The 16828-nt window shown below is 71.9% G+C and carries 18 protein-coding genes; 9 read left to right on the forward strand and 9 right to left on the reverse strand.

Translation table 11 applies throughout. The annotated features are described in order from the left end of the window. Window positions 1–48: 48 nt before the first annotated feature. Complete coding sequence (locus ACYVKX_RS03415; protein ID WP_460829163.1) at window positions 49–270, forward strand: hypothetical protein; 222 nt, start codon at window positions 49–51, stop codon at window positions 268–270. Next, window positions 267–698 (forward strand): type II toxin-antitoxin system VapC family toxin, encoded by a 432-nt coding sequence (locus ACYVKX_RS03420; protein WP_460829164.1) that lies wholly within the window; start codon window positions 267–269, stop codon window positions 696–698. The genes ACYVKX_RS03415 and ACYVKX_RS03420 overlap by 4 nt, the downstream gene beginning before the upstream one ends. A 40-nt stretch (window positions 699–738) precedes the next feature. Here ACYVKX_RS03420 and ACYVKX_RS03425 read toward each other — a convergent pair whose 3' ends face one another. The 4 genes from ACYVKX_RS03425 to ACYVKX_RS03440 form a co-directional block, all read right to left on the reverse strand. After that, window positions 739–2082, reverse strand: a complete 1344-nt coding sequence (locus tag ACYVKX_RS03425) for a class II 3-deoxy-7-phosphoheptulonate synthase (protein ID WP_460829166.1) — start codon at window positions 2080–2082, stop codon at window positions 739–741. Window positions 2083–2141: 59 nt separating this feature from the next. After that, window positions 2142–3590 carry an APC family permease gene (locus ACYVKX_RS03430; RefSeq protein WP_460829167.1) on the reverse strand — a complete coding sequence of 483 codons (1449 nt, stop codon included), beginning with the start codon at window positions 3588–3590 and terminating at the stop codon, window positions 2142–2144. Between the two features lie 72 nt (window positions 3591–3662). Then, a complete protein-coding gene (locus ACYVKX_RS03435) occupies window positions 3663–4691 on the reverse strand; it encodes a 6-phosphofructokinase (RefSeq protein WP_460829168.1) in 1029 nt (342 codons plus the stop codon). After that, window positions 4646–5968 (reverse strand): MFS transporter, encoded by a 1323-nt coding sequence (locus tag ACYVKX_RS03440; protein ID WP_460829169.1) that lies wholly within the window; start codon window positions 5966–5968, stop codon window positions 4646–4648. Before ACYVKX_RS03440 ends, ACYVKX_RS03435 begins: the two co-directional genes overlap by 46 nt. Window positions 5969–6029: 61 nt before the next feature. On the opposite strand from ACYVKX_RS03440, the gene ACYVKX_RS03445 reads away from it, so the two are divergent. Beyond that, window positions 6030–6851, forward strand: coding sequence for a DUF1028 domain-containing protein (locus tag ACYVKX_RS03445; RefSeq protein WP_460829170.1), 822 nt, complete (start codon window positions 6030–6032; stop codon window positions 6849–6851). Next, window positions 6848–8317, forward strand: a complete 1470-nt coding sequence (gene glpK / locus ACYVKX_RS03450; RefSeq protein WP_460829171.1) for a glycerol kinase GlpK — start codon at window positions 6848–6850, stop codon at window positions 8315–8317. The genes ACYVKX_RS03445 and glpK overlap by 4 nt, the downstream gene beginning before the upstream one ends. Here the strand turns inward: glpK and ACYVKX_RS03455 are convergent. From ACYVKX_RS03455 to ACYVKX_RS03465, 3 genes are all read right to left on the reverse strand, one after another. After that, window positions 8314–9204, reverse strand: a complete 891-nt coding sequence (locus ACYVKX_RS03455; protein ID WP_460829172.1) for a hypothetical protein — start codon at window positions 9202–9204, stop codon at window positions 8314–8316. The genes glpK and ACYVKX_RS03455 overlap by 4 nt on opposite strands. After that, entirely contained in the window at window positions 9201–9692 is a 492-nt protein-coding gene (locus tag ACYVKX_RS03460; protein ID WP_460829173.1) for a flavin reductase family protein, read from the reverse strand. Before ACYVKX_RS03460 ends, ACYVKX_RS03455 begins: the two co-directional genes overlap by 4 nt. A gap of 85 nt (window positions 9693–9777) precedes the next feature. Beyond that, window positions 9778–10485, reverse strand: a complete 708-nt coding sequence (locus tag ACYVKX_RS03465; protein ID WP_460829174.1) for a lysophospholipid acyltransferase family protein — start codon at window positions 10483–10485, stop codon at window positions 9778–9780. Between the two features lie 36 nt (window positions 10486–10521). On the opposite strand from ACYVKX_RS03465, the gene ACYVKX_RS03470 reads away from it, so the two are divergent. The 3 genes from ACYVKX_RS03470 (at window position 10522) to ACYVKX_RS03480 (ending at window position 13181) form a co-directional block, all read left to right on the forward strand. Then, a complete protein-coding gene (locus ACYVKX_RS03470) occupies window positions 10522–11295 on the forward strand; it encodes an alpha/beta hydrolase (protein ID WP_460829176.1) in 774 nt (257 codons plus the stop codon). A gap of 35 nt (window positions 11296–11330) precedes the next feature. Then, window positions 11331–11759: a hypothetical protein gene (locus ACYVKX_RS03475; RefSeq protein WP_460829177.1), complete on the forward strand. Its 429-nt coding sequence runs from the start codon at window positions 11331–11333 to the stop codon at window positions 11757–11759. Window positions 11760–11936: 177 nt separating this feature from the next. Beyond that, complete coding sequence (locus ACYVKX_RS03480; protein ID WP_460829178.1) at window positions 11937–13181, forward strand: ornithine cyclodeaminase, nickel-pincer nucleotide-dependent; 1245 nt, start codon at window positions 11937–11939, stop codon at window positions 13179–13181. Here the strand turns inward: ACYVKX_RS03480 and ACYVKX_RS03485 are convergent. Next, window positions 13114–14079 (reverse strand): ROK family protein, encoded by a 966-nt coding sequence (locus ACYVKX_RS03485; protein WP_460829179.1) that lies wholly within the window; start codon window positions 14077–14079, stop codon window positions 13114–13116. The genes ACYVKX_RS03480 and ACYVKX_RS03485 overlap by 68 nt on opposite strands. A 421-nt stretch (window positions 14080–14500) precedes the next feature. Here ACYVKX_RS03485 and ACYVKX_RS03490 point away from each other — a divergent pair, with 421 nt between their 5' ends. Then, entirely contained in the window at window positions 14501–15745 is a 1245-nt protein-coding gene (locus ACYVKX_RS03490) for an HNH endonuclease (RefSeq protein WP_460829180.1), read from the forward strand. A gap of 8 nt (window positions 15746–15753) precedes the next feature. On the opposite strand, the gene ACYVKX_RS03495 is transcribed toward ACYVKX_RS03490, so the two are convergent. Next, window positions 15754–16389, reverse strand: coding sequence for a GNAT family N-acetyltransferase (locus tag ACYVKX_RS03495; protein ID WP_460829181.1), 636 nt, complete (start codon window positions 16387–16389; stop codon window positions 15754–15756). Between the two features lie 110 nt (window positions 16390–16499). On the opposite strand from ACYVKX_RS03495, the gene ACYVKX_RS03500 reads away from it, so the two are divergent. After that, entirely contained in the window at window positions 16500–16793 is a 294-nt protein-coding gene (locus ACYVKX_RS03500; protein ID WP_460829182.1) for a type II toxin-antitoxin system TacA family antitoxin, read from the forward strand. Window positions 16794–16828: the final 35 nt, after the last annotated feature.

A 16828-nucleotide genomic window follows, 5' to 3' on the forward strand; every position in this document is an offset into this window, starting at 1 on the left:
GACGGCAAGGTCCGATCCGCTGTCGGCCTGTCCGCCTACAATGCCGGTATGACCGCGAACCGCGACGAGTTGATCCACCTGATCGAGGGTCTGCCCGACGATCAGGTCGAGGTCGTGCTCGCGGACGTGCGGCGGCTGACGACGAAGGGGCTGGCGGGCGAGTGGCCTCCGAGGTTCTTCGGGATCGGTGCGTCCCTTGACGGTCGCACCGACAACGCGCGACGCGTCGACGAGATCCTCGCCGAGGGATTCGGCGCCCGCCGGTCGTGATCATCTGCGACACGGGACCGATCTTCGCCGCGGCCGACCGCAATGATGCCGACCACCACGTCTGCGTCGATCTGTTCACCGGGCTTCGGCTGGCAGGCCGACGCCTGCTGTTGCCGCCGACAGTCATGGCCGAAGTTGGCTACATGCTGGAGGCCAAAGTGGGAACCTTCGCCGAGATCGCCTTCCTCGAGTCAGTGGCCAACGGGAGCTTCGAACTGGTCGACCTCACTCAGCCAGATGCCGGTCGCATCGCCGAACTGGTAGCTCGGTACGACGATCTCCCACTCGGGACCACCGATGCCTCGGTGATCGCTCTTGCTGAGCGCTTGGGAGTGGACGAGGTCGCGACGCTGGACCACCGCCACTTCCGAGTGGTGCGCCCCGCCCATGCAGAGGCGTTCACACTGCTGCCAGGACCCACTCTCTGAAAGCGCCGACCCTCCTCGCCGGCGCTCGGCCTTCGCAGGCTCAGTCCGAGCGGGCTCGGAGCATCTCCGCGACGAGGAACGCCAGCTCGAGGGACTGGACCCGGTTGAGGCGCGGGTCGCAGACCGACTCGTAGCGGTGGGCCAGGTCGAGGTCGGTGAGGTCCTCGCCGCCGCCGACGCACTCGGTGACGTCGTCGCCGGTGAGCTCGACGTGGAGGCCGCCGGGCCAGGTGCCGAGCGAGCGGTGCACGTCGAAGAAGCCCTGCACCTCGTCGATCACGTCGCCGAAGCGCCGGGTCTTGTAGCCCGAGGACGCCTCGAAGGTGTTGCCGTGCATCGGGTCGCACACCCAGGCGACCTCGAGGCCGGCGGCGGTGACCTTCTCGACCAGGTGCGGCAGCCCGTCGCGGATCCGGCCGGCGCCGAAGCGGGTGATGAAGGTGAGCCTGCCGGCCTCGTTCTCCGGGTTCAGCCTCGCGGCCAGCGCGAGCGCGTCGTCCGGGGTGGTCGTGGGGCCGAGCTTCACGCCGATCGGGTTCTGGATGCGGCTCATCAGCTCGACGTGGGCGCCGTCGAGCTGGCGGGTGCGCTCGCCGATCCACACGAAGTGGCCGGAGACGTCGTAGGGCAGGTCGGTGCGCGAGTCGATGCGCGTCATCGCGTGCTCGTACTCCAGCACCAGCGCCTCGTGGCTGGAGTGGAAGTCGACCCGGTGGAACTCGTCGGGGTCGGCGCCGATCGCCTTCATGAAGGTCAGCGCGCGCTCGATCTCGTTGGCCATCGCCTCGTACTGCTGGCCGACCGCGGACTCGCGCACGAAGTCGGTGTTCCAGGCGTGCACCTGGCGCAGGTCGGCGTACCCGCCGGTGACGAACGCGCGGACCAGGTTCAGCGTCGCGGCCGAGGAGTTGTAGACGTCGACGAGCCGCTGCGGGTCCGGGATCCGCGCCTCGGGCGTGAAGTCGAAGCCGTTGACCGCGTCGCCGCGGTACGCCGGCAGCGTGACCCCGTCGCGGGTCTCGAAGTCCGACGAGCGCGGCTTGGCGTACTGGCCGGCGATCCGGCCGACCTTCACGACCGGCACCGACGCGGCGTAGGTCAGCACCACCGCCATCTGCAGCAGCACGCGCAGCTTGTTGCGCACGTTGTCGGCGGTGACGCCGGCGAACGTCTCGGCGCAGTCGCCGCCCTGGAGCAGGAACGCCTCGCCCCGCGCGACCGCCGCGACCTTCGCCTTCAGCTCGTCGCACTCGCCCGCGAACACCAGCGGCGGGGCCGTGCGCAGGCGCGCGACGGCCGAGTCGACGGCGGCACGGTCGGGGTACGACGGCTGCTGCGCCGGGCTCAGGGCGTGCAGATCGGTCAGGGACGGGACGGCACTCACCGGTCCAGGGTACGGCGAACGACCGTCCACCTCCGATTCGACGGACGGGGACGAGACGGCTACTCGTCCATGTGCTCGATGTCGCGGAACCCGGTCCGCTGCGCGCGCACGGCCCGGTTGGTGATCCAGGTGAACGCCCACAGCACCACGCCGACCGCGAGCAGTCCGGCGGCGATCTCGTAGACGATGCCGTCGCGGTCGACCCACGGCCCGAGCAGGAACGCGCACAGCACGGCTGCGACCGCCGGCGTGGCGCCCGGTGAGCGGAACCGGCCCTCCGGGGCGCCCGGGCGGCGCAGGATCAGGCAGGCGACGTTCACGATCAGGAACACGCCGAGCAGCAGCAGCGAGGTCACGCTGGCGAGGTTGACCACGATGTCGTCCTCGGCCCGGTTGGCGACGTACAGGATCAGGGCCAGCGCCAGGACGGTCGAGAAGATCACGCCGACGTACGGCGAGCGACGGTTCGGCGACACCTTGCCGAGCGTGCGGGGCAGCACGTCCTGGTGGGCGAGGCCGTAGAGCAGCCGGCTGGCCATCAGCATGTTGATCAGCGAGGTGTTGGCGACCGCGAACACGGCCAGGAACGGGAACACCTTGTCGATCGGGAAGTCCGGCGCGCCGACGCGCACCACCTCGAGCAGCGCCCGGCCGTCCTGGGCGTTCGCGATCTGGTCCGAGGTCAGCACGGCGACCACCGAGACCGCCACCAGCATGTAGATGATCACCGCGATGCCGAGGCCGGTGATCATCGTGCGCGGGAAGATCCGCTCGGGGTCCCTGGTCTCCTCGACCATGTTCACCGAGTCCTCGAAGCCGACCATCGCGAAGAAGGCGATCGAGGTGGCCGCGGTGACCGCGAGGAAGAGGCCCTTGTCCTCGGGGTTCTCGAAGGTCGTGACCCGTCCGAAGTCGGCGTCGCCCTGCGCCATCGCCCAGAAGCCGACGCCGATCACGATCGCCAGCGCGGCGATCTCCACGAGCGTGAGGACGACGTTGAACTTCACCGACTCGCCGACGCCGCGCAGGTTGATCAGCGCGAGCAGCACCATGAAGGCCAGGGCGATGAGCGTGATCGTCCCGGTGCTGGGCTCGCTGTCGAGCCAGCCGTTGGCGAGCAGGCCGCCGGTGAGGTTCTGGGCGAGCACGTTCGCCGACGTCGAGGCGCTGGTGATGCCGGAGCAGATCACGGCGAACGCCACGATGAACGTGACGAAGTGGATGCCGAACGCCTTGTGCGTGTAGAGCGCGGCGCCGGCCGCCTGGGGGTACTTGGTGACCAGCTCCAGGTAGGACAGCGCGGTCAGCGTCGCGACCACGAACGCCACGAGGAACGGCAGCCAGACGATGCCCCCGACGACGCCGGCCATCTGCCCGGTGACGGCGTAGACGCCGGCGCCGAGGATGTCGCCGACGATGAACAGCAGGAGGAGCTTGGGCCCCATCACCCGCTTCAGGTTCGGAGTCGGGCCGTTGACGTCGACCGGCTCGACGTGCTGCGTGGTCATGGTGGCCTCCCTGTCCCGGATGGTCCGCTGAGGCCAGCCTCCCCCGTTGGGGACGGCTCTAACCAGGCCCGCTCACCCGAAGAAGACCTGCGCCTCGGCGTACTCCGCCTCGCTGACCAGCTTCAGCTCGCCGGTGCCCTCGATGAGCGGCACCCGCACGATGTCGGTGCCGCGCAGCGCCATCATCGTGCCGAAGTCGCCGTCGGCGACCGCGTCGATCGCCTGCAGGCCGAAGCGGGTGGCCAGCCAGCGGTCGAACGCGGTCGGGGTGCCGCCGCGCTGGATGTGGCCGAGGACGACCGCGCGGGCCTCCTTGCCGGTGCGCGTCTCGATCTCGCGGGCGATCCGGTCGCCGATCCCGCCGAGGCGGACGTGCCCGAAGGCGTCGAGCTCGCCGGACACGAGGGTCATGTCGCCTCCTTCACGCGGCACCGCGCCCTCGGAGACGACGAGGATCGGCGCGTAGCGAGACTCGAAGCGGCTCTCGATCAGCGCGCAGACCTCCTCGATGTCGAAGGGCTGCTCGGGGATCAGCACGATGTTGGCGCCACCGGCCAGCCCTGCGTGCAACGCGATCCAGCCGGCGTGCCGGCCCATCACCTCGACGACCAGCACCCGGTGGTGGGACTCGGCGGTCGTGTGCAGCCGGTCGATCGCCTCGGTCGCGATGTTGACCGCGGTGTCGAAGCCGAAGGTGAAGTCGGTGCCCGAGAGGTCGTTGTCGATGGTCTTCGGCACGCCGACGACGTGCACGCCGAGGTCGGCGAGCCTGGTCGCGACGCCGAGGGTGTCCTCGCCGCCGATCGCGACGAGGGCGTCGACGCCGTCGTTCGCGAGGTTCTCCGTGATCCGCTCCACGCCGTTGTCGAGCCTGAACGGGTTGGTGCGCGAGGAGCCGAGGATCGTGCCGCCGCGCGGCAGGATGCCGCGGCACTGCTCGATGCCCAGCTCCATGGTCACGCCCTCGAGCGGGCCACGCCAGCCGTCGCGGTAGCCGACGAACTCGAAGCCGTGCTCCTTCACCCCCTTGCGGACCACCGCCCGGATGACGGCGTTCAGGCCGGGGCAGTCCCCGCCTCCGGTGAGCACTCCGACGCGCATGGCGACTCCTGGTCCGGGGTTGTTGGATCGTTCGAAACGAGCGTAGTGGATCGGTTCGTCACGCGCAGGGCGGCTTCCGGCATCGCCCGCCCGAGCCGTACGGCGAGCAGCGCGCCCGCCACGGCGACCGCGATCAGCGCCAGCCAGATCGGCGACTCGCCGCGGTCGAGCAGCCAGGCGAAGGCGACCGGGGCGATCGCGCCGGAGATCGTCCAGGCCAGCTGCATCAGCGAGAGGTAGCGCCCGCGCAGGTGCTCCGGCGCGGCCTCGGCGCCGAGCGCGCCGAGCACCGGCCCGCCGAGCAGCTCGCCACCGGTGTAGACGACCGTGCCGAGCAGCACCACCGCGGTCGCGAGCGCGACCGAGAGCCCGCTCGCGCCGAGCAGCGCCACGAACGACAGCGCGAACACGACGTTCGTCAGCACCAGCACCCGCCAGCGCAGGTGGCCGGTCATGCCGTTCACGACCAGGCCCTGGCCGAAGCCGACCATCACGGTGTTGATCGTGAACACCGCGCCGGTGACCCAGCCGGGCAGGCCGAGCACGGTGACGGCGTAGACCGGCATCGCGAAGTTCAGGACCATCATCGCCGTCGAGTAGGCGAGCTGGACCAGCCACAGCTGGCGGTAGGGCCGGTCGCCCAGCACGGTCCGCCACGCGCCCTCCGACGCCCGGTGCCCGGTGGGCCGGGTCGACGGCACCGCGAGCAGCAGCAGGAGCGCCACGCCGTACGACAGCGCGTTGACCAGCACCACCGAGAGGTACGCCGCCTCGGTGCCGATCGTGATCGCGGCACCGGAGAGCAGGCCGCCGACGGCGAAGCCGACGTTGCGCAGCGCGCCGAGGAAGCCGAACCACCTCTCCCGCTCCCCCGGCCGCGAGATGGCGGCGACGATGTTGCCGTAGGAGCCCCAGAACGCGGTGCGGCCCACGGACACGACGACGGTCCAGAGGATCAGCCCGGAGAAGGACTCGGTGACCAGGTAGGCGAGGAACCCGACGCCCTGCATCAGGTTGCCGGCGAGCAGCACCTGCTTGGCGCCGAGGCGGTCGACGAGGCCGCCGAGCAGCGGGCCGGCCGGGATCGAGGCGGCCGAGGCGATCGAGATCGCGGCGCCGATCTGCACCAGGGAGAGGTCGGTGGTGACCAGGAAGTAGAGCATCGAGACCGGCATGAACACGCCGCTGCCGATCGCGTCGATCGCGATCGCCGTGACGAACCGGCGGTGGTGGCCCAGCGAGGGGAAGCCGAGCTTGGCGGCGAGGCGGTCGAGCACCCGACGATCGTGCGACTTCAACCCCGGTTCAGGTCAAATCGTTATCGCTATGGTCCGGGGTATGACGTTCTCGATCGTGGCCCGCTCCGCGGACGGGCAGTCCTGGGGCGTGGCGGTCGCCTCCAAGTTCCTCGCGGTGGGGTCGGCGGTCCCGGCCGCGGTCGCCGGGGTCGGCGCGATCGCCACGCAGGCCGACGCCAACGTGGCCTACAAGGGCCAGGCCCTCGCGCACCTGGACGACGGCGCGACCGCCTCGGTCGCGCTGCAGCGGCTGCTCGAGGACGACGAGGGCCGCGACCACCGCCAGGTCGGCATCGTCGACGTCGAGGGCGGCGCGGCCAGCCACACCGGGCACGCGTGCCTGGCGTGGGCGGGCGGCGTGACCGGCGACGGCTATGCGATCCAGGGCAACATCCTCACCGGCCCCGAGGTGGTCGAGGCGATGGAGGCGGCCTGGCTGGCCTCCCCCGAGGACGCCCCGCTCGCCCGCCGGCTGCTGGAGGCCCTCGCCGCCGGCGACACGGCGGGCGGCGACTCCCGCGGCCGCCAGTCCGCCGCGCTGCTCGTGGTCGAGGACGGCGCCGGCTACGGCGGGCTCGACGACATCGCGGTCGACCTGCGCGTCGACGACGCCGCAGAGCCCCTGGGCGAGCTGACCCGGCTGTTGGAGCTGAGCGAGCTCTACCTCACCGCCTCGACCGAGGAGGAGAAGGTGCCGGTGACGCCCGAGCTCGCGGCCGAGCTCGAGGAGCTGGCGTGGGCGGCCGGCGCCCGCGACCTCCTCGCCTGGGTCGGCACCGAGAACTACGAGATGCGCGTGGCCCGGGACGGGTCGTGGATCGACGTACGCGTGCTCGAGATCCTCCGGAGCACCGGCGCATGAGCGTGCTCGCGATCGACGCGGGCACGACCGGCGTCACCGCGGTGGTCGTCGAGCGGGACGGCACGATCGCGGCGAAGGGCTACCAGGAGTTCGCCCAGCACTTCCCCAGGCCGGGCTGGGTCGAGCACGCGCCGGAGGAGATCTGGCAGGCGACGCTGGAGGCGTCCCGCGAGGTCCTCACGAGGTACGACGCCGGCGCGCTCGAGGCGGTCGGCATCACCAACCAGCGCGAGACCGTGCTGCTCTGGGACCGCGAGACGCTCGGCGCCCCGCGGCGCGCGATCGTCTGGCAGGACCGGCGTACCGCCGACCTGTGCACGCGGCTGCGCGAGGAGGGCCACGAGGAGCGGGTCGGCGAGCTGACCGGGCTGCGGCTCGACCCGTACTTCTCCGGCACCAAGCTGATGTGGCTGCGCGAGCAGGAGCCGCACACGTGGGCGCTGGTCGAGTCGGGCCGCTACGCGATCGGCACCGTCGACTCCTACCTGATCGCCCGGATGACCCGCGGCACCTACCACGTCACCGACGTCTCGAACGCCTCGCGCACGCTGCTGATGGACCTCGCCACGGGCGAGTGGTCCGACGAGCTGTGCTCGTTGTTCGGCGTGCCGCGCGACGCGCTGCCGGAGCTGGTGCCGAACTGGGGCGAGCTCGCCACGACCGACCCGAGGACGTTCCTCGACCTGTCGCTGCCCATCGCGGGCCTGGCCGGCGACCAGCAGTCCGCGCTGTTCGGGCAGACCTGCTTCGACGCGGGCGACTCGAAGTGCACCTACGGCACCGGGTCGTTCGTGCTCACCAACACCGGCTCGGAGATCCAGCGCTCGGACGCCGGCCTGCTCGCGACCGCGGCCTGGCGCTCGCCGTCCGGCGAGCTCACCTACGCCAGCGAGGGCGCGATCTTCGTGACCGGGGCGGCCGTGCAGTGGCTGCGCGACGGGCTCCAGATCGTCGGCTCCGCCGCGGAGACGCAGGCCGTCGCGAGCACCGTGCCGGACACCGAGGGCGTGGTGTTCGTCCCCGCGCTCACCGGCCTCGGCGCACCCCACTGGGACCCGCACGCGCGCGGCCTGATCATCGGCATCACCCGCGGCACGACCCGCGCGCACCTCGTGCGGGCGACGCTGGAGGCGATCGCGTTCGAGGTGCGCGACGTGCTGGAGACGATGCCGTCGCTGTCGTCCCTGCGCGTCGACGGCGGCGCCTCGGCCAACGACCTGCTGTGTCAGCTCCAGGCCGACCAGCTCGGCGTACCCGTCGAGCGGCCGAAGGCCGTGGAGACGACTGCGCTGGGTGCCGCGTTCCTCGCCGGCCTCGGCGCGGGCGTGTGGTCCTCGACCGACGACCTGCGGAGCACCTGGAACCTCGACCACCGGTTCGAGCCGCGCGCCGACCGCACTGCCGCCGACGCCGCGCACGCCCGCTGGCGGGACGCGGTCGAGCGGTCGAGAGGCTGGGCCGACTAGCTGTTCAATTTGTCGAGCGCGGCCGCGGCGGCGTCGCGGGCCCTCGTGGCCTCAGTGAGCGCGTCGGCGGCCTCGTCGCGGGCGTCCTCGGCCTCGGAGAGATCGTCGTCGACCTCCTCGGCCGCCGACTCGAGCTCGGCGATCCTGCCGCGCAGTTCGTCGATCTCGGCCTGGAGCTGCAGGCTGCGCGCCTCGAGGTCGTCGTACGCCGCCCTCGCCCGGTCGTGTTCCTCCGCGGCCCCCGCGAGTGTGGACTCGGCGGCCTCCAGCGCGGCCCGCGCCGCCCGCGCCTCGGCCTCGGGGTCGGGCACCACGTGCAGGTCGGGTCGGCCCGGCGGCTCGGCTGGGGGCGTCGTGGCTTCGAAGCCCCGTCCTTCGAAGCTCAGCGCCTCCGACAGCGCCACCGAGGCCGCGACATCGGCGGGCTCGAGACCGGTCGTGGTGAGCGCGGCGACCAGGAGTCCGCTGCGCACCGCCCGCGCGCACTCGGCGTCGACCATCGCGGCGGTCAGCGTCGCCTCCACCTGGTCGGCGACGGCGTCGGTGACCCGCGCGCCCTCCTCGCGGGCGGTCCGGCGGGCCTGCGTGGTGACCGCGGCGGTCAGCTGTCGCCGCTGCTTCGTCAACTCCCGGAGCTCCTGGCCGGACATGGCGTCCTGGGCGGTCCGCAGCGCCTCGCCGACCGCGAGCACCTGGTCGACCTGCTCGGTCTCGCGGCGGACCAGCAGGTTCACCACCCAGGCCGCGAGCGACGGCTTCCGCAGCGCCTTGACCGGCGCGGCCAGGTCGGTGCCTTTCAGCTGCTTGGCCTTCGCGTCGCGTGCGGGGGTGAACTCGGTCAGGGGCAGGCCGTAGAGCTCGTCGGCGATCCCGAGCAGGTCGCTCACGGCCGCACCCAGCGACCGCGCCGGTGCACGAGCGGCTCGTCGTCCTCGCCGACCGTGACCTCGTCCACCCTCAGCGTGAGCAGCGTCGACCAGCCGACCTCGGCCACGCTCTCCAGCGACGTCCCGGCCCAGGTCGTGGCGTCGGCCAGTCGCGGCCCCCACGGGGTGTCGGTGAACTCGGCCGCCCGGAACGGTCCGCCGGGCGCGGGCGCGGTGCCCGCGAACGCCTCGGCCAGGTCGCGGTGCGACCACGACAGCAGCTGCACGACCGCGCGGCCGGTGCGGTCGACCGCGTCGGCCAGGTCGCTGTCCGGGTCGACCAGCGCGAGCACCCGCGCCGGCTCGCCGTTGGCGACCATCAGCGAGCTCACCGTGAGGCCCGCGCCCTCGGCCGTGAGGAGCGCGACCGTTCCCGTGAGCCGGCCGCGGAGGCGGCGTACCGGGTCGGGCTCGGGGTCGGCGAACGGGTGGTCCGAGTGGATCGTCACGGCGTGAGCGTATGACGTCCGCGGACGTCATGCGGGCGGTGGAAGGGGACGCGCTGTCCGTATGACGTCCCGGGACGCCGCCAGCCTAGGCCGCCTCGGGCCCGGCGTCCTTCTCCGACTTGGAGAGCTCCTTGGCCCGGGTGGCGTACATGTCGACGTACTCCTGGCCGGAGAGCCGCATGATCTCGTACATGATCTCGTCGGTGATCGACCGCAGGATGTAGCGGTCGTTCTCCAGGCCCTCGTAGCGGCTGAAGTCCAGCGGCCTGCCGAAGCGCACCACCGGGCGGGTGAAGCGGCCGAAGGTCTTGCCCGGGGGGGCCACGACGTCGGTGCCGACGACCGCGACCGGGATCACCGGCACCTTCGACTCGAGCGCGAGGCGGGCGACGCCGACCTTGCCGCGGTAGAGCCTGCCGTCGTGCGAGCGGGTGCCCTCGGGGTAGATGCCGAACAGCTCGCCGTCGGCGAGCAGCCGCTTCGCGGAGATGATCGCGCCCTCGGACGCGTTGCCGCCGGAGCGGTCGATCGGCACCTGGCCGGAGCCGGCGAAGAACGTCCTCTGCAGCCAGCCCTTGAGGCCCGTGCCGGTGAAGTACTCGGCCTTGGCGACGAAGGTGACCCGGCGCGGCAGCGTGAGCGGCATGAACAGCCAGTCGGCGTACGAGAGGTGGTTGCTGGCGAGGATCGCCGGCCCCTCGAGGGGGACGTGCTCGGCGCCGGAGACCCGCGGGCGGAAGACCAGCTTCAGCCACGGCCCGAGAGCGATCCACTTCAGGAACCAATAGAACACGCACGCAGCCTAGACCCGTGGTGCAGAATCCGGCGCATGACGATCCACCCGCTCGCGTCCCCGTACTCCGCACCCGCCCGCCCGGAGCTCACCGGCGGCCGGAGGGTCGGCGTGCTGCTCAGCCACGGCTTCACCGGCCAGCCTGCGTCGATGCGGCCCTGGGGCGAGGCGCTCGCCGAGCGGGGGTACGCCGTCGAGGTGCCCCGGCTGCCGGGCCACGGCACCACCTGGCAGGAGCTGAACACGCTCACCTGGGCGGACTGGTACGGCGAGCTCGACCGCGTCCTCGACAAGCTGGTCGCCGAGAACGACGCCGTCGTGGTCGGCGGCCTGTCCATGGGCGGCGCGCTCGTGCTGCGGCTCGCGGCCGACCGGCCCGGCGACGTCGCCGGCGTGATCGTGGTGAACCCGGCGGTCGCGACCAAGCGGCTCGACGTGAAGCTGCTGCCGGTGCTCAAGCACCTGGTGAAGTCCTTCCCCGGCATCGCCGACGACATCAAGAAGGAGGGCGTCGAGGAGCACGGCTACACCCGCACCCCGCTCAAGGCGATCCACTCGATGATGCGGGCCTGGCCGCTGCTGATCGCGGACCTGACCAAGATCACCGCGCCGATCCTCTACCTGCGCTCGACCGAGGACCACGTCGTCGACGAGGCGTCCCAGCCGATCATCACCGGCGGCGTGTCGTCGACCGACGTCACCGTCGTACCGCTCGAGGACAGCTACCACGTCGCGACGCTCGACAACGACGCCGAGAGGATCGTCGAGGAGTCGGCGGCGTTCGTCGCCCGGGTGACGGCCGCGCCGTAGCACGGGTGTCACGCGGGCGGGGCTACGGTGGTGGCGTGAAGCCGGACGACGACGCCGACGACCGCGCCTGGCGCTCGATCGTGGAGAACTACGGCGATCGGGCCGAGGTCGAGGAGCCGCCGCCGGTCCTGGACGCGCCGTTCGGCGACCCGAGCGGGTTCGACGTCGGGCTCGATCCGGAGTTCGGTCCAGGCCCCGATCCGGAGTCCGATCCGGACCCCGAGGACGGCTACGTCCCGCCGCCGCCTCCGCCGCTGCCGGTCGTCGCGCCCGACCGCGGCCTGGCCTGGGCCGGCGTCTTCGGCTCCCCTCTGGTGCTGCTCGGCGCCCTGCTCCTCGGCATCGCGATCCCCACCTGGCTGGGCTATGCGCTCATCCTGGGCTTCGTCGGCGGCTTCCTCTATCTCGTGGTCAACATGCCCCGCGAGCCGCGCGACCCCTGGGACGACGGCGCGCAGGTGTAGCCTCGTCGGCCTTCCACAGCCGGACGGTTGCGGTTTGGTCACCAACCGCATGCTGGGAGGGCTCCCGGTTGCGGTTTGGTCACCAACCGCGGAGCGAAACGGCCCACCACCCATCCACAGCACGCCGCACCCGCACGCCGTCGAGCGGACCGGCGACGGCTTGGCTAGGGTGCGCTCGTGAGCGCCAACGAGACCGTCGAGATCACCGGGCACCTGATGGACCACGGGATCCTGTCGCGGGTCCTCGACGACATCCGGGAGTACGGCAGCGACTACTCGATCGACCGGTTCGACGTGGGCCGGGAGACCGACGATCCGTCGCACGCGGTCATCACCGTCATCGCCGAGGACGGCGAGTCGCTGCAGCGGCTGCTGATGCGGCTGCAGACCCGCGGCGTGAACCAGGTCGACCCGGGCGAGGCCACCGTGGCAGAGGCGGACCGGGACGGCGTGTTCCCCGACAGCTTCTACTCCACCACCAACCTCGACACCCGGGTCCGCATCGACGGCACCTGGCTCACGGTGGAGAACCCGGAGATGGACTGCGGCCTGATCCTGGAGCGGGCCGACGACGGCCGGCCGAGCCGGGTCTACACGCTGCCGATGTCCGACGTACGCGCCGGGATGCTGGTCGTCACCGGCGCCTCCGGCGTCAAGGTCACCGTGCCGGCGCCCGACCGGAGCGCGGAGGCGTTCGGCTTCATGGAGTCCGAGGTGTCCTCGGAGAAGCCGCAGGCGGTGCTGGTGCGCCAGGTCGCCGACGGCATGCGCGAGGCCAGGGCCGCGGGCAAGAAGGTGCTCTGGGTCGGCGGGCCGGGCGTCGTCCACACCGGCGCCGCGCCCGCGCTGGTCGCGATGGTGAACGCCGGCTTCGTCGACGTCCTCTTCGCCGGCAACGCGCTCGCCACCCACGACATCGAGGCCTCGCTCTACGGCACCAGCCTCGGCGTCGACCTGGCCATGGGCCGCGGCGTCGAGCACGGCCACGAGCACCACATCCGCGCCCTCAACACGATCCGCAAGGAGGGCTCGATCAAGGCGGCCGTCGAGAGCGGCGTACTCACCGGCGGGATCATGCACGCGCTGGTCACCGAGGGCAAGGACTTCGTGCTGGTCGGCTCGGTGCGCGACGACGGCCCGCTCCCGGACGTCTACACCGACGTGATCGAGGGCCAGCGTGCGATGCGCGCGCAGCTCGAGGACGTCGGCTTCTGCCTGATGGTCGCGACCATGCTGCACTCGGTGGCGACCGGCAACATCCTGCCCGCGTCGATCCCGCTCGTGTGCGTCGACATCAACCCGGCGACGGTCACCAAGCTCGCCGACCGCGGCTCCTCGCAGGCCCGCGGCATCGTCACCGACGTGGGGCTGTTCCTCGAGCAGCTTGCAGTCGAGCTCGTGCCCGAGTACCGGCGTTCCTGAAGGTCTGCCGGGCGAGGTACGCCGCCCCGATGGCTCCGGCCTCGGGCCCGAGCGCCGCCCGGACCAGTGGCGGCACCGTCCGGTGCTCGGCGCCCACGAGCGACTCGCGCAGCGCCGCCCGGGCGGGCTCGAGCAGCAGGTCGCCCGCGATCGACGGACCGCCGCCGACGACCACGATCTCGGGGTCGAACGCCGCGACCAGGTTGGCCGCGCCGACGCCGAGCCAGGCGCCGACGTCCGCGAAGGCTTCGAGCGCCACCGGGTCGCCCGCCTCGGCCGCCGCGGTGACCTCCGGCCCGGCCAGCTCGGGGCCGCCGTGCTCGCGGACGAACCGGGTCAGCGCGTTGCCGCTGCAGTACTGCTCCCAGCAGCCGGTGCCGCCGCACTCGCACTCCCGGCCGCCGGGCACGACCTGCATGTGCCCGAACTCCCCCGCCATCCCGTTGTAGCCCCGGTGCACCGCGCCGTCGAGCACGACCGCGCCGCCGATGCCGGTCCCCAGCGTGACGACCACCGCGTCCCCGGCGTCGCCCACGGCGCCGTACACGACCTCGGCGCGGGCCGCGCAGTTCGCGTCGTTGTCGAGCACGACCGGCGCGCTCCAGCGCTCCGCGAGCCGGGCCCGCACGCCCTCGTCGCGCCAGGGCAGGTGCGGCGCGAACCGCACCCGCTCGCCCTGCGCGTCCACGAAGCCCGCCGCCGCGATGCCGATCGCGGACGGCCGGCGCGGGCCGGCGATCTCCTCGACCGCCTCGGTCAGCGCGTCCTCGACCAGCCGCGCCTCGACCCGGCTCCCGGGCGTCTCCCGCCGCGCCGTGCGCAGCACCCGGCCGGTCGACGACACGGCCGCGGCCAGCACCTTGGTCCCGCCGATGTCGACCCCGATGAAGAGCGCCATGAAGAGTATTCGACCAGACCTGGTGCCGGTGGTGGAGGAAGGCGCCCTGGCGCCTGTCGTTCGCGGTGGTTGAGGAAGGCGCCCTGACGCCCGTCTCGAAACCACCGTTGTGGCTGGTCGCGTCGTCCTGCCGTACGGCGCAAGGATGCGCGCGAGTCCCCCGCCGTCAAGGGTCCGCTTCGCCGCTCCGCGCCCTTGACGGCTCCTCCCTCGCGCACAGTTGGCGCCTATCGGAAGGACGCCGAGTTCTGGTCGGGACGGTGTGACTTCGCGATGGTTGAGGAGTGAGGCGCGCTAGCGCCGAGCCTCGAACCCACCACCCCGAAATCCCTTCAAGAAACTTCTCAAAGGTGTCCATATGCCGGTCAAAACAAGGGTTCTGGGCGTCTGAGTGTCGGTGGTCAGTGCTTGGCTGGACCACATGACAGCGATCGCGACACCCCGGCACCGGGTCAGTGTCGCGGCCGCGCATGTCCACGCTGAGCTCGACACTGTCGCGGACGCGTCGGTGTGGTCGATGGACGCCACCGAGACCGCCGCCACTCTGGTCGCGTTGGAGCGTGCCATGGCCCGGCTGGTCGAGCTCGAGGCCCGGGTCGCCGCGCACGCCGACGACGTCGGTGTCGGCCAGGACGTCGGCGCCTCCTCGGCTGCGAACTGGCTCGCCCACGAGACGAAGGCGACGCGATCCTCGGCGTTCCAGAACGTGCGATTGGGCCACGATCTCGAACAGCACCCGCTGACGCGCGAAGCGCTCGCTGCGGGCGAGGTGCTGGTCGAGCAGGCCCGGGTGATCATCCGGTGGGTCGACCGACTCCCCGAGACCGTCGACGCGCCGACGCGCGAGAACGCCGAGGCGCACCTGCTGGAGCAGGCCCGGCACCACGACGCCCAGGCCCTCAACCGGCTCGGCAAGCACCTCTTCGAGGTCGTCGCACCCGACGAGGCCGACGCCCACGAGGCGAAGATCCTCGAGCAGCAGGAGCAGGCCGCAGCGAAGAAGTGTCGGCTGTCGCTGTGCGACGACGACCAGGGCGTCACCCACGGCACGTTCGCGATCCCCACCTACCACGGCGCCGCACTGCGCAAGATGCTGGGCGCCATCGCCGCACCCAAGCACCAGCGGGCCACCCACGGTGCGGGGGTCGAGCGCCGCCCGACGCCCGAGGCGATGGGGCACGCACTGTGCGAGCTCATCACCCGCTACCCGGTCGACCGCCTCCCGCGCACCGGCGGCGTCAACGCCACCATCGTGGTCACCATCGACCTCGACGTGCTCATCGGCCGGCTGGAGAAGGCCGGGATCCTCGACACCGGCGACCACATCTCACCCGCCATGGCCCGCCGGCTGGCCTGCGAAGCCGGCGTCATCCCCGTCGTCCTCGACGGCGACTCCCAGCCCCTCGACCTCGGCCGCAAGAGACGCCTGTTCACCGAGGCCCAGCGCCTCGCCCTGCAGGTCCGCGACCACGGCTGCCGCGCCGAGGGCTGCGACCGCACCACCGGCCTCCATGCCCACCACACCACCCGCTGGGCCGACGACGGCCACACCGACCTCGCCAACGGCATCACCCTGTGCCACTGGCACCACAACCGCGCCCACGACACCAACTACGACGTCACCCACCACCCCAACGGCAACGTCACCTTCCACCGGCGCACGTGACGATGCCGTCAACCACGCCAGCTCGAGTCTCGATCGACCCGGAAGACGAGGCTGCGCCGCTGAGTGCCGTCGCGCCGGACGCGGTGATCCTGGTGGACGCCGAGGTCTCGAGCGCCGAGCTTGCGGATGGCCGCCGCTGAACGCCCGTTGCGCTCGTCGGTGCGCAGTTGGACCCACTGAGCGCCCTGGGCGAAGACCGCTGCGAACAGGAGCCGTTTGGCGCGCGCGTTGACACCGGTACCCCACACCGCCGGGTCGAGCTGCGTTCCACCGACCTCGACGCCGTCGGGATCGGTCGGGTCGAAGAGCACCGAGGTCATGCCGACGATCCGGTGATCCAGACGGATCGCGAGTGTCGTGCGATGGCCGTCTGCGAGCTTGACCTGGATCATGGCGTCGAGCGCGGCGGGATCCGGGGGGATGGCCCGGGGAATGTGCTCCCAGGCCCGTTCGTCGGCGAGCGCCGCAAACAAGGCGGGGGCGTCGGCGGGGACGTAGGGACACACTGAGAGGGCGCCGTCGCTCATCTCGGCGGCGAGCTGTAGCGGCCAATGCACCCCCACATTCTCGGCCCGATGCTCGTGGTGGCGCCGGTCATGCGCGCATCCGGACGTACCGAACTGACGTCGGACCGAGCTGCGCACGCGTGGCGGCGAGCCGTCGCGAGGACTTCGGCACGTCCGTGTGCGCGGCCCCGATCAGGCCAGCGCTGTGGTGCCCATCGACGTATGCCCAACAGGCGTACATTTGGGTCATGACCACCGCACCCGAAGCCAACCGGCGTAAGCAGGCACGTCTCGCCGTGCGGCTGACCCCTGACCAGGATGCCCTGATCAGGGATGCGGCGGCGGTGACCGGTCAGTCGCTCACCGACTTCGTCACCGCCGCCGCGGTGACCCGCGCCGAGGACACGCTCGCCGACCGCCGCGTCTTCCGGATCGACGACGCCGCGTGGGCAGAGTTCTCGGCCATCCTGGACCGGCCGGCCCAGCGGATCCCCGAGTTCGCGACGCTACTCGACGAGGGAGCACGCTGGGACGAGGGTTGAGTGCTCCTGAGCGACGCCCGCGCCTCGCTCGGCTC

The sequence above is a fragment of the Nocardioides hungaricus genome, from assembly GCF_054782915.1.

What these genes read in the sequence shown, in the direction of transcription:
- glpK (WP_460829171.1), top strand. Translation starts at nt 6,848, where the DNA reads ATGAGCGTGCTCGCGATCGACGCGGGCACGACCGGCGTCACCGCGGTG.
- ACYVKX_RS03470 (WP_460829176.1), top strand. Translation starts at nt 10,522, where the DNA reads ATGACGATCCACCCGCTCGCGTCCCCGTACTCCGCACCCGCCCGCCCG.
- ACYVKX_RS03485 (WP_460829179.1), bottom strand. Translation starts at nt 14,079, where the DNA reads ATGGCGCTCTTCATCGGGGTCGACATCGGCGGGACCAAGGTGCTGGCC.
- ACYVKX_RS03435 (WP_460829168.1), bottom strand. Translation starts at nt 4,691, where the DNA reads ATGCGCGTCGGAGTGCTCACCGGAGGCGGGGACTGCCCCGGCCTGAAC.
- ACYVKX_RS03415 (WP_460829163.1), top strand. Translation starts at nt 49, where the DNA reads ATGACCGCGAACCGCGACGAGTTGATCCACCTGATCGAGGGTCTGCCC.
- ACYVKX_RS03430 (WP_460829167.1), bottom strand. Translation starts at nt 3,590, where the DNA reads ATGACCACGCAGCACGTCGAGCCGGTCGACGTCAACGGCCCGACTCCG.
- ACYVKX_RS03445 (WP_460829170.1), top strand. Translation starts at nt 6,030, where the DNA reads ATGACGTTCTCGATCGTGGCCCGCTCCGCGGACGGGCAGTCCTGGGGC.
- ACYVKX_RS03490 (WP_460829180.1), top strand. Translation starts at nt 14,501, where the DNA reads ATGACAGCGATCGCGACACCCCGGCACCGGGTCAGTGTCGCGGCCGCG.
- ACYVKX_RS03500 (WP_460829182.1), top strand. Translation starts at nt 16,500, where the DNA reads ATGACCACCGCACCCGAAGCCAACCGGCGTAAGCAGGCACGTCTCGCC.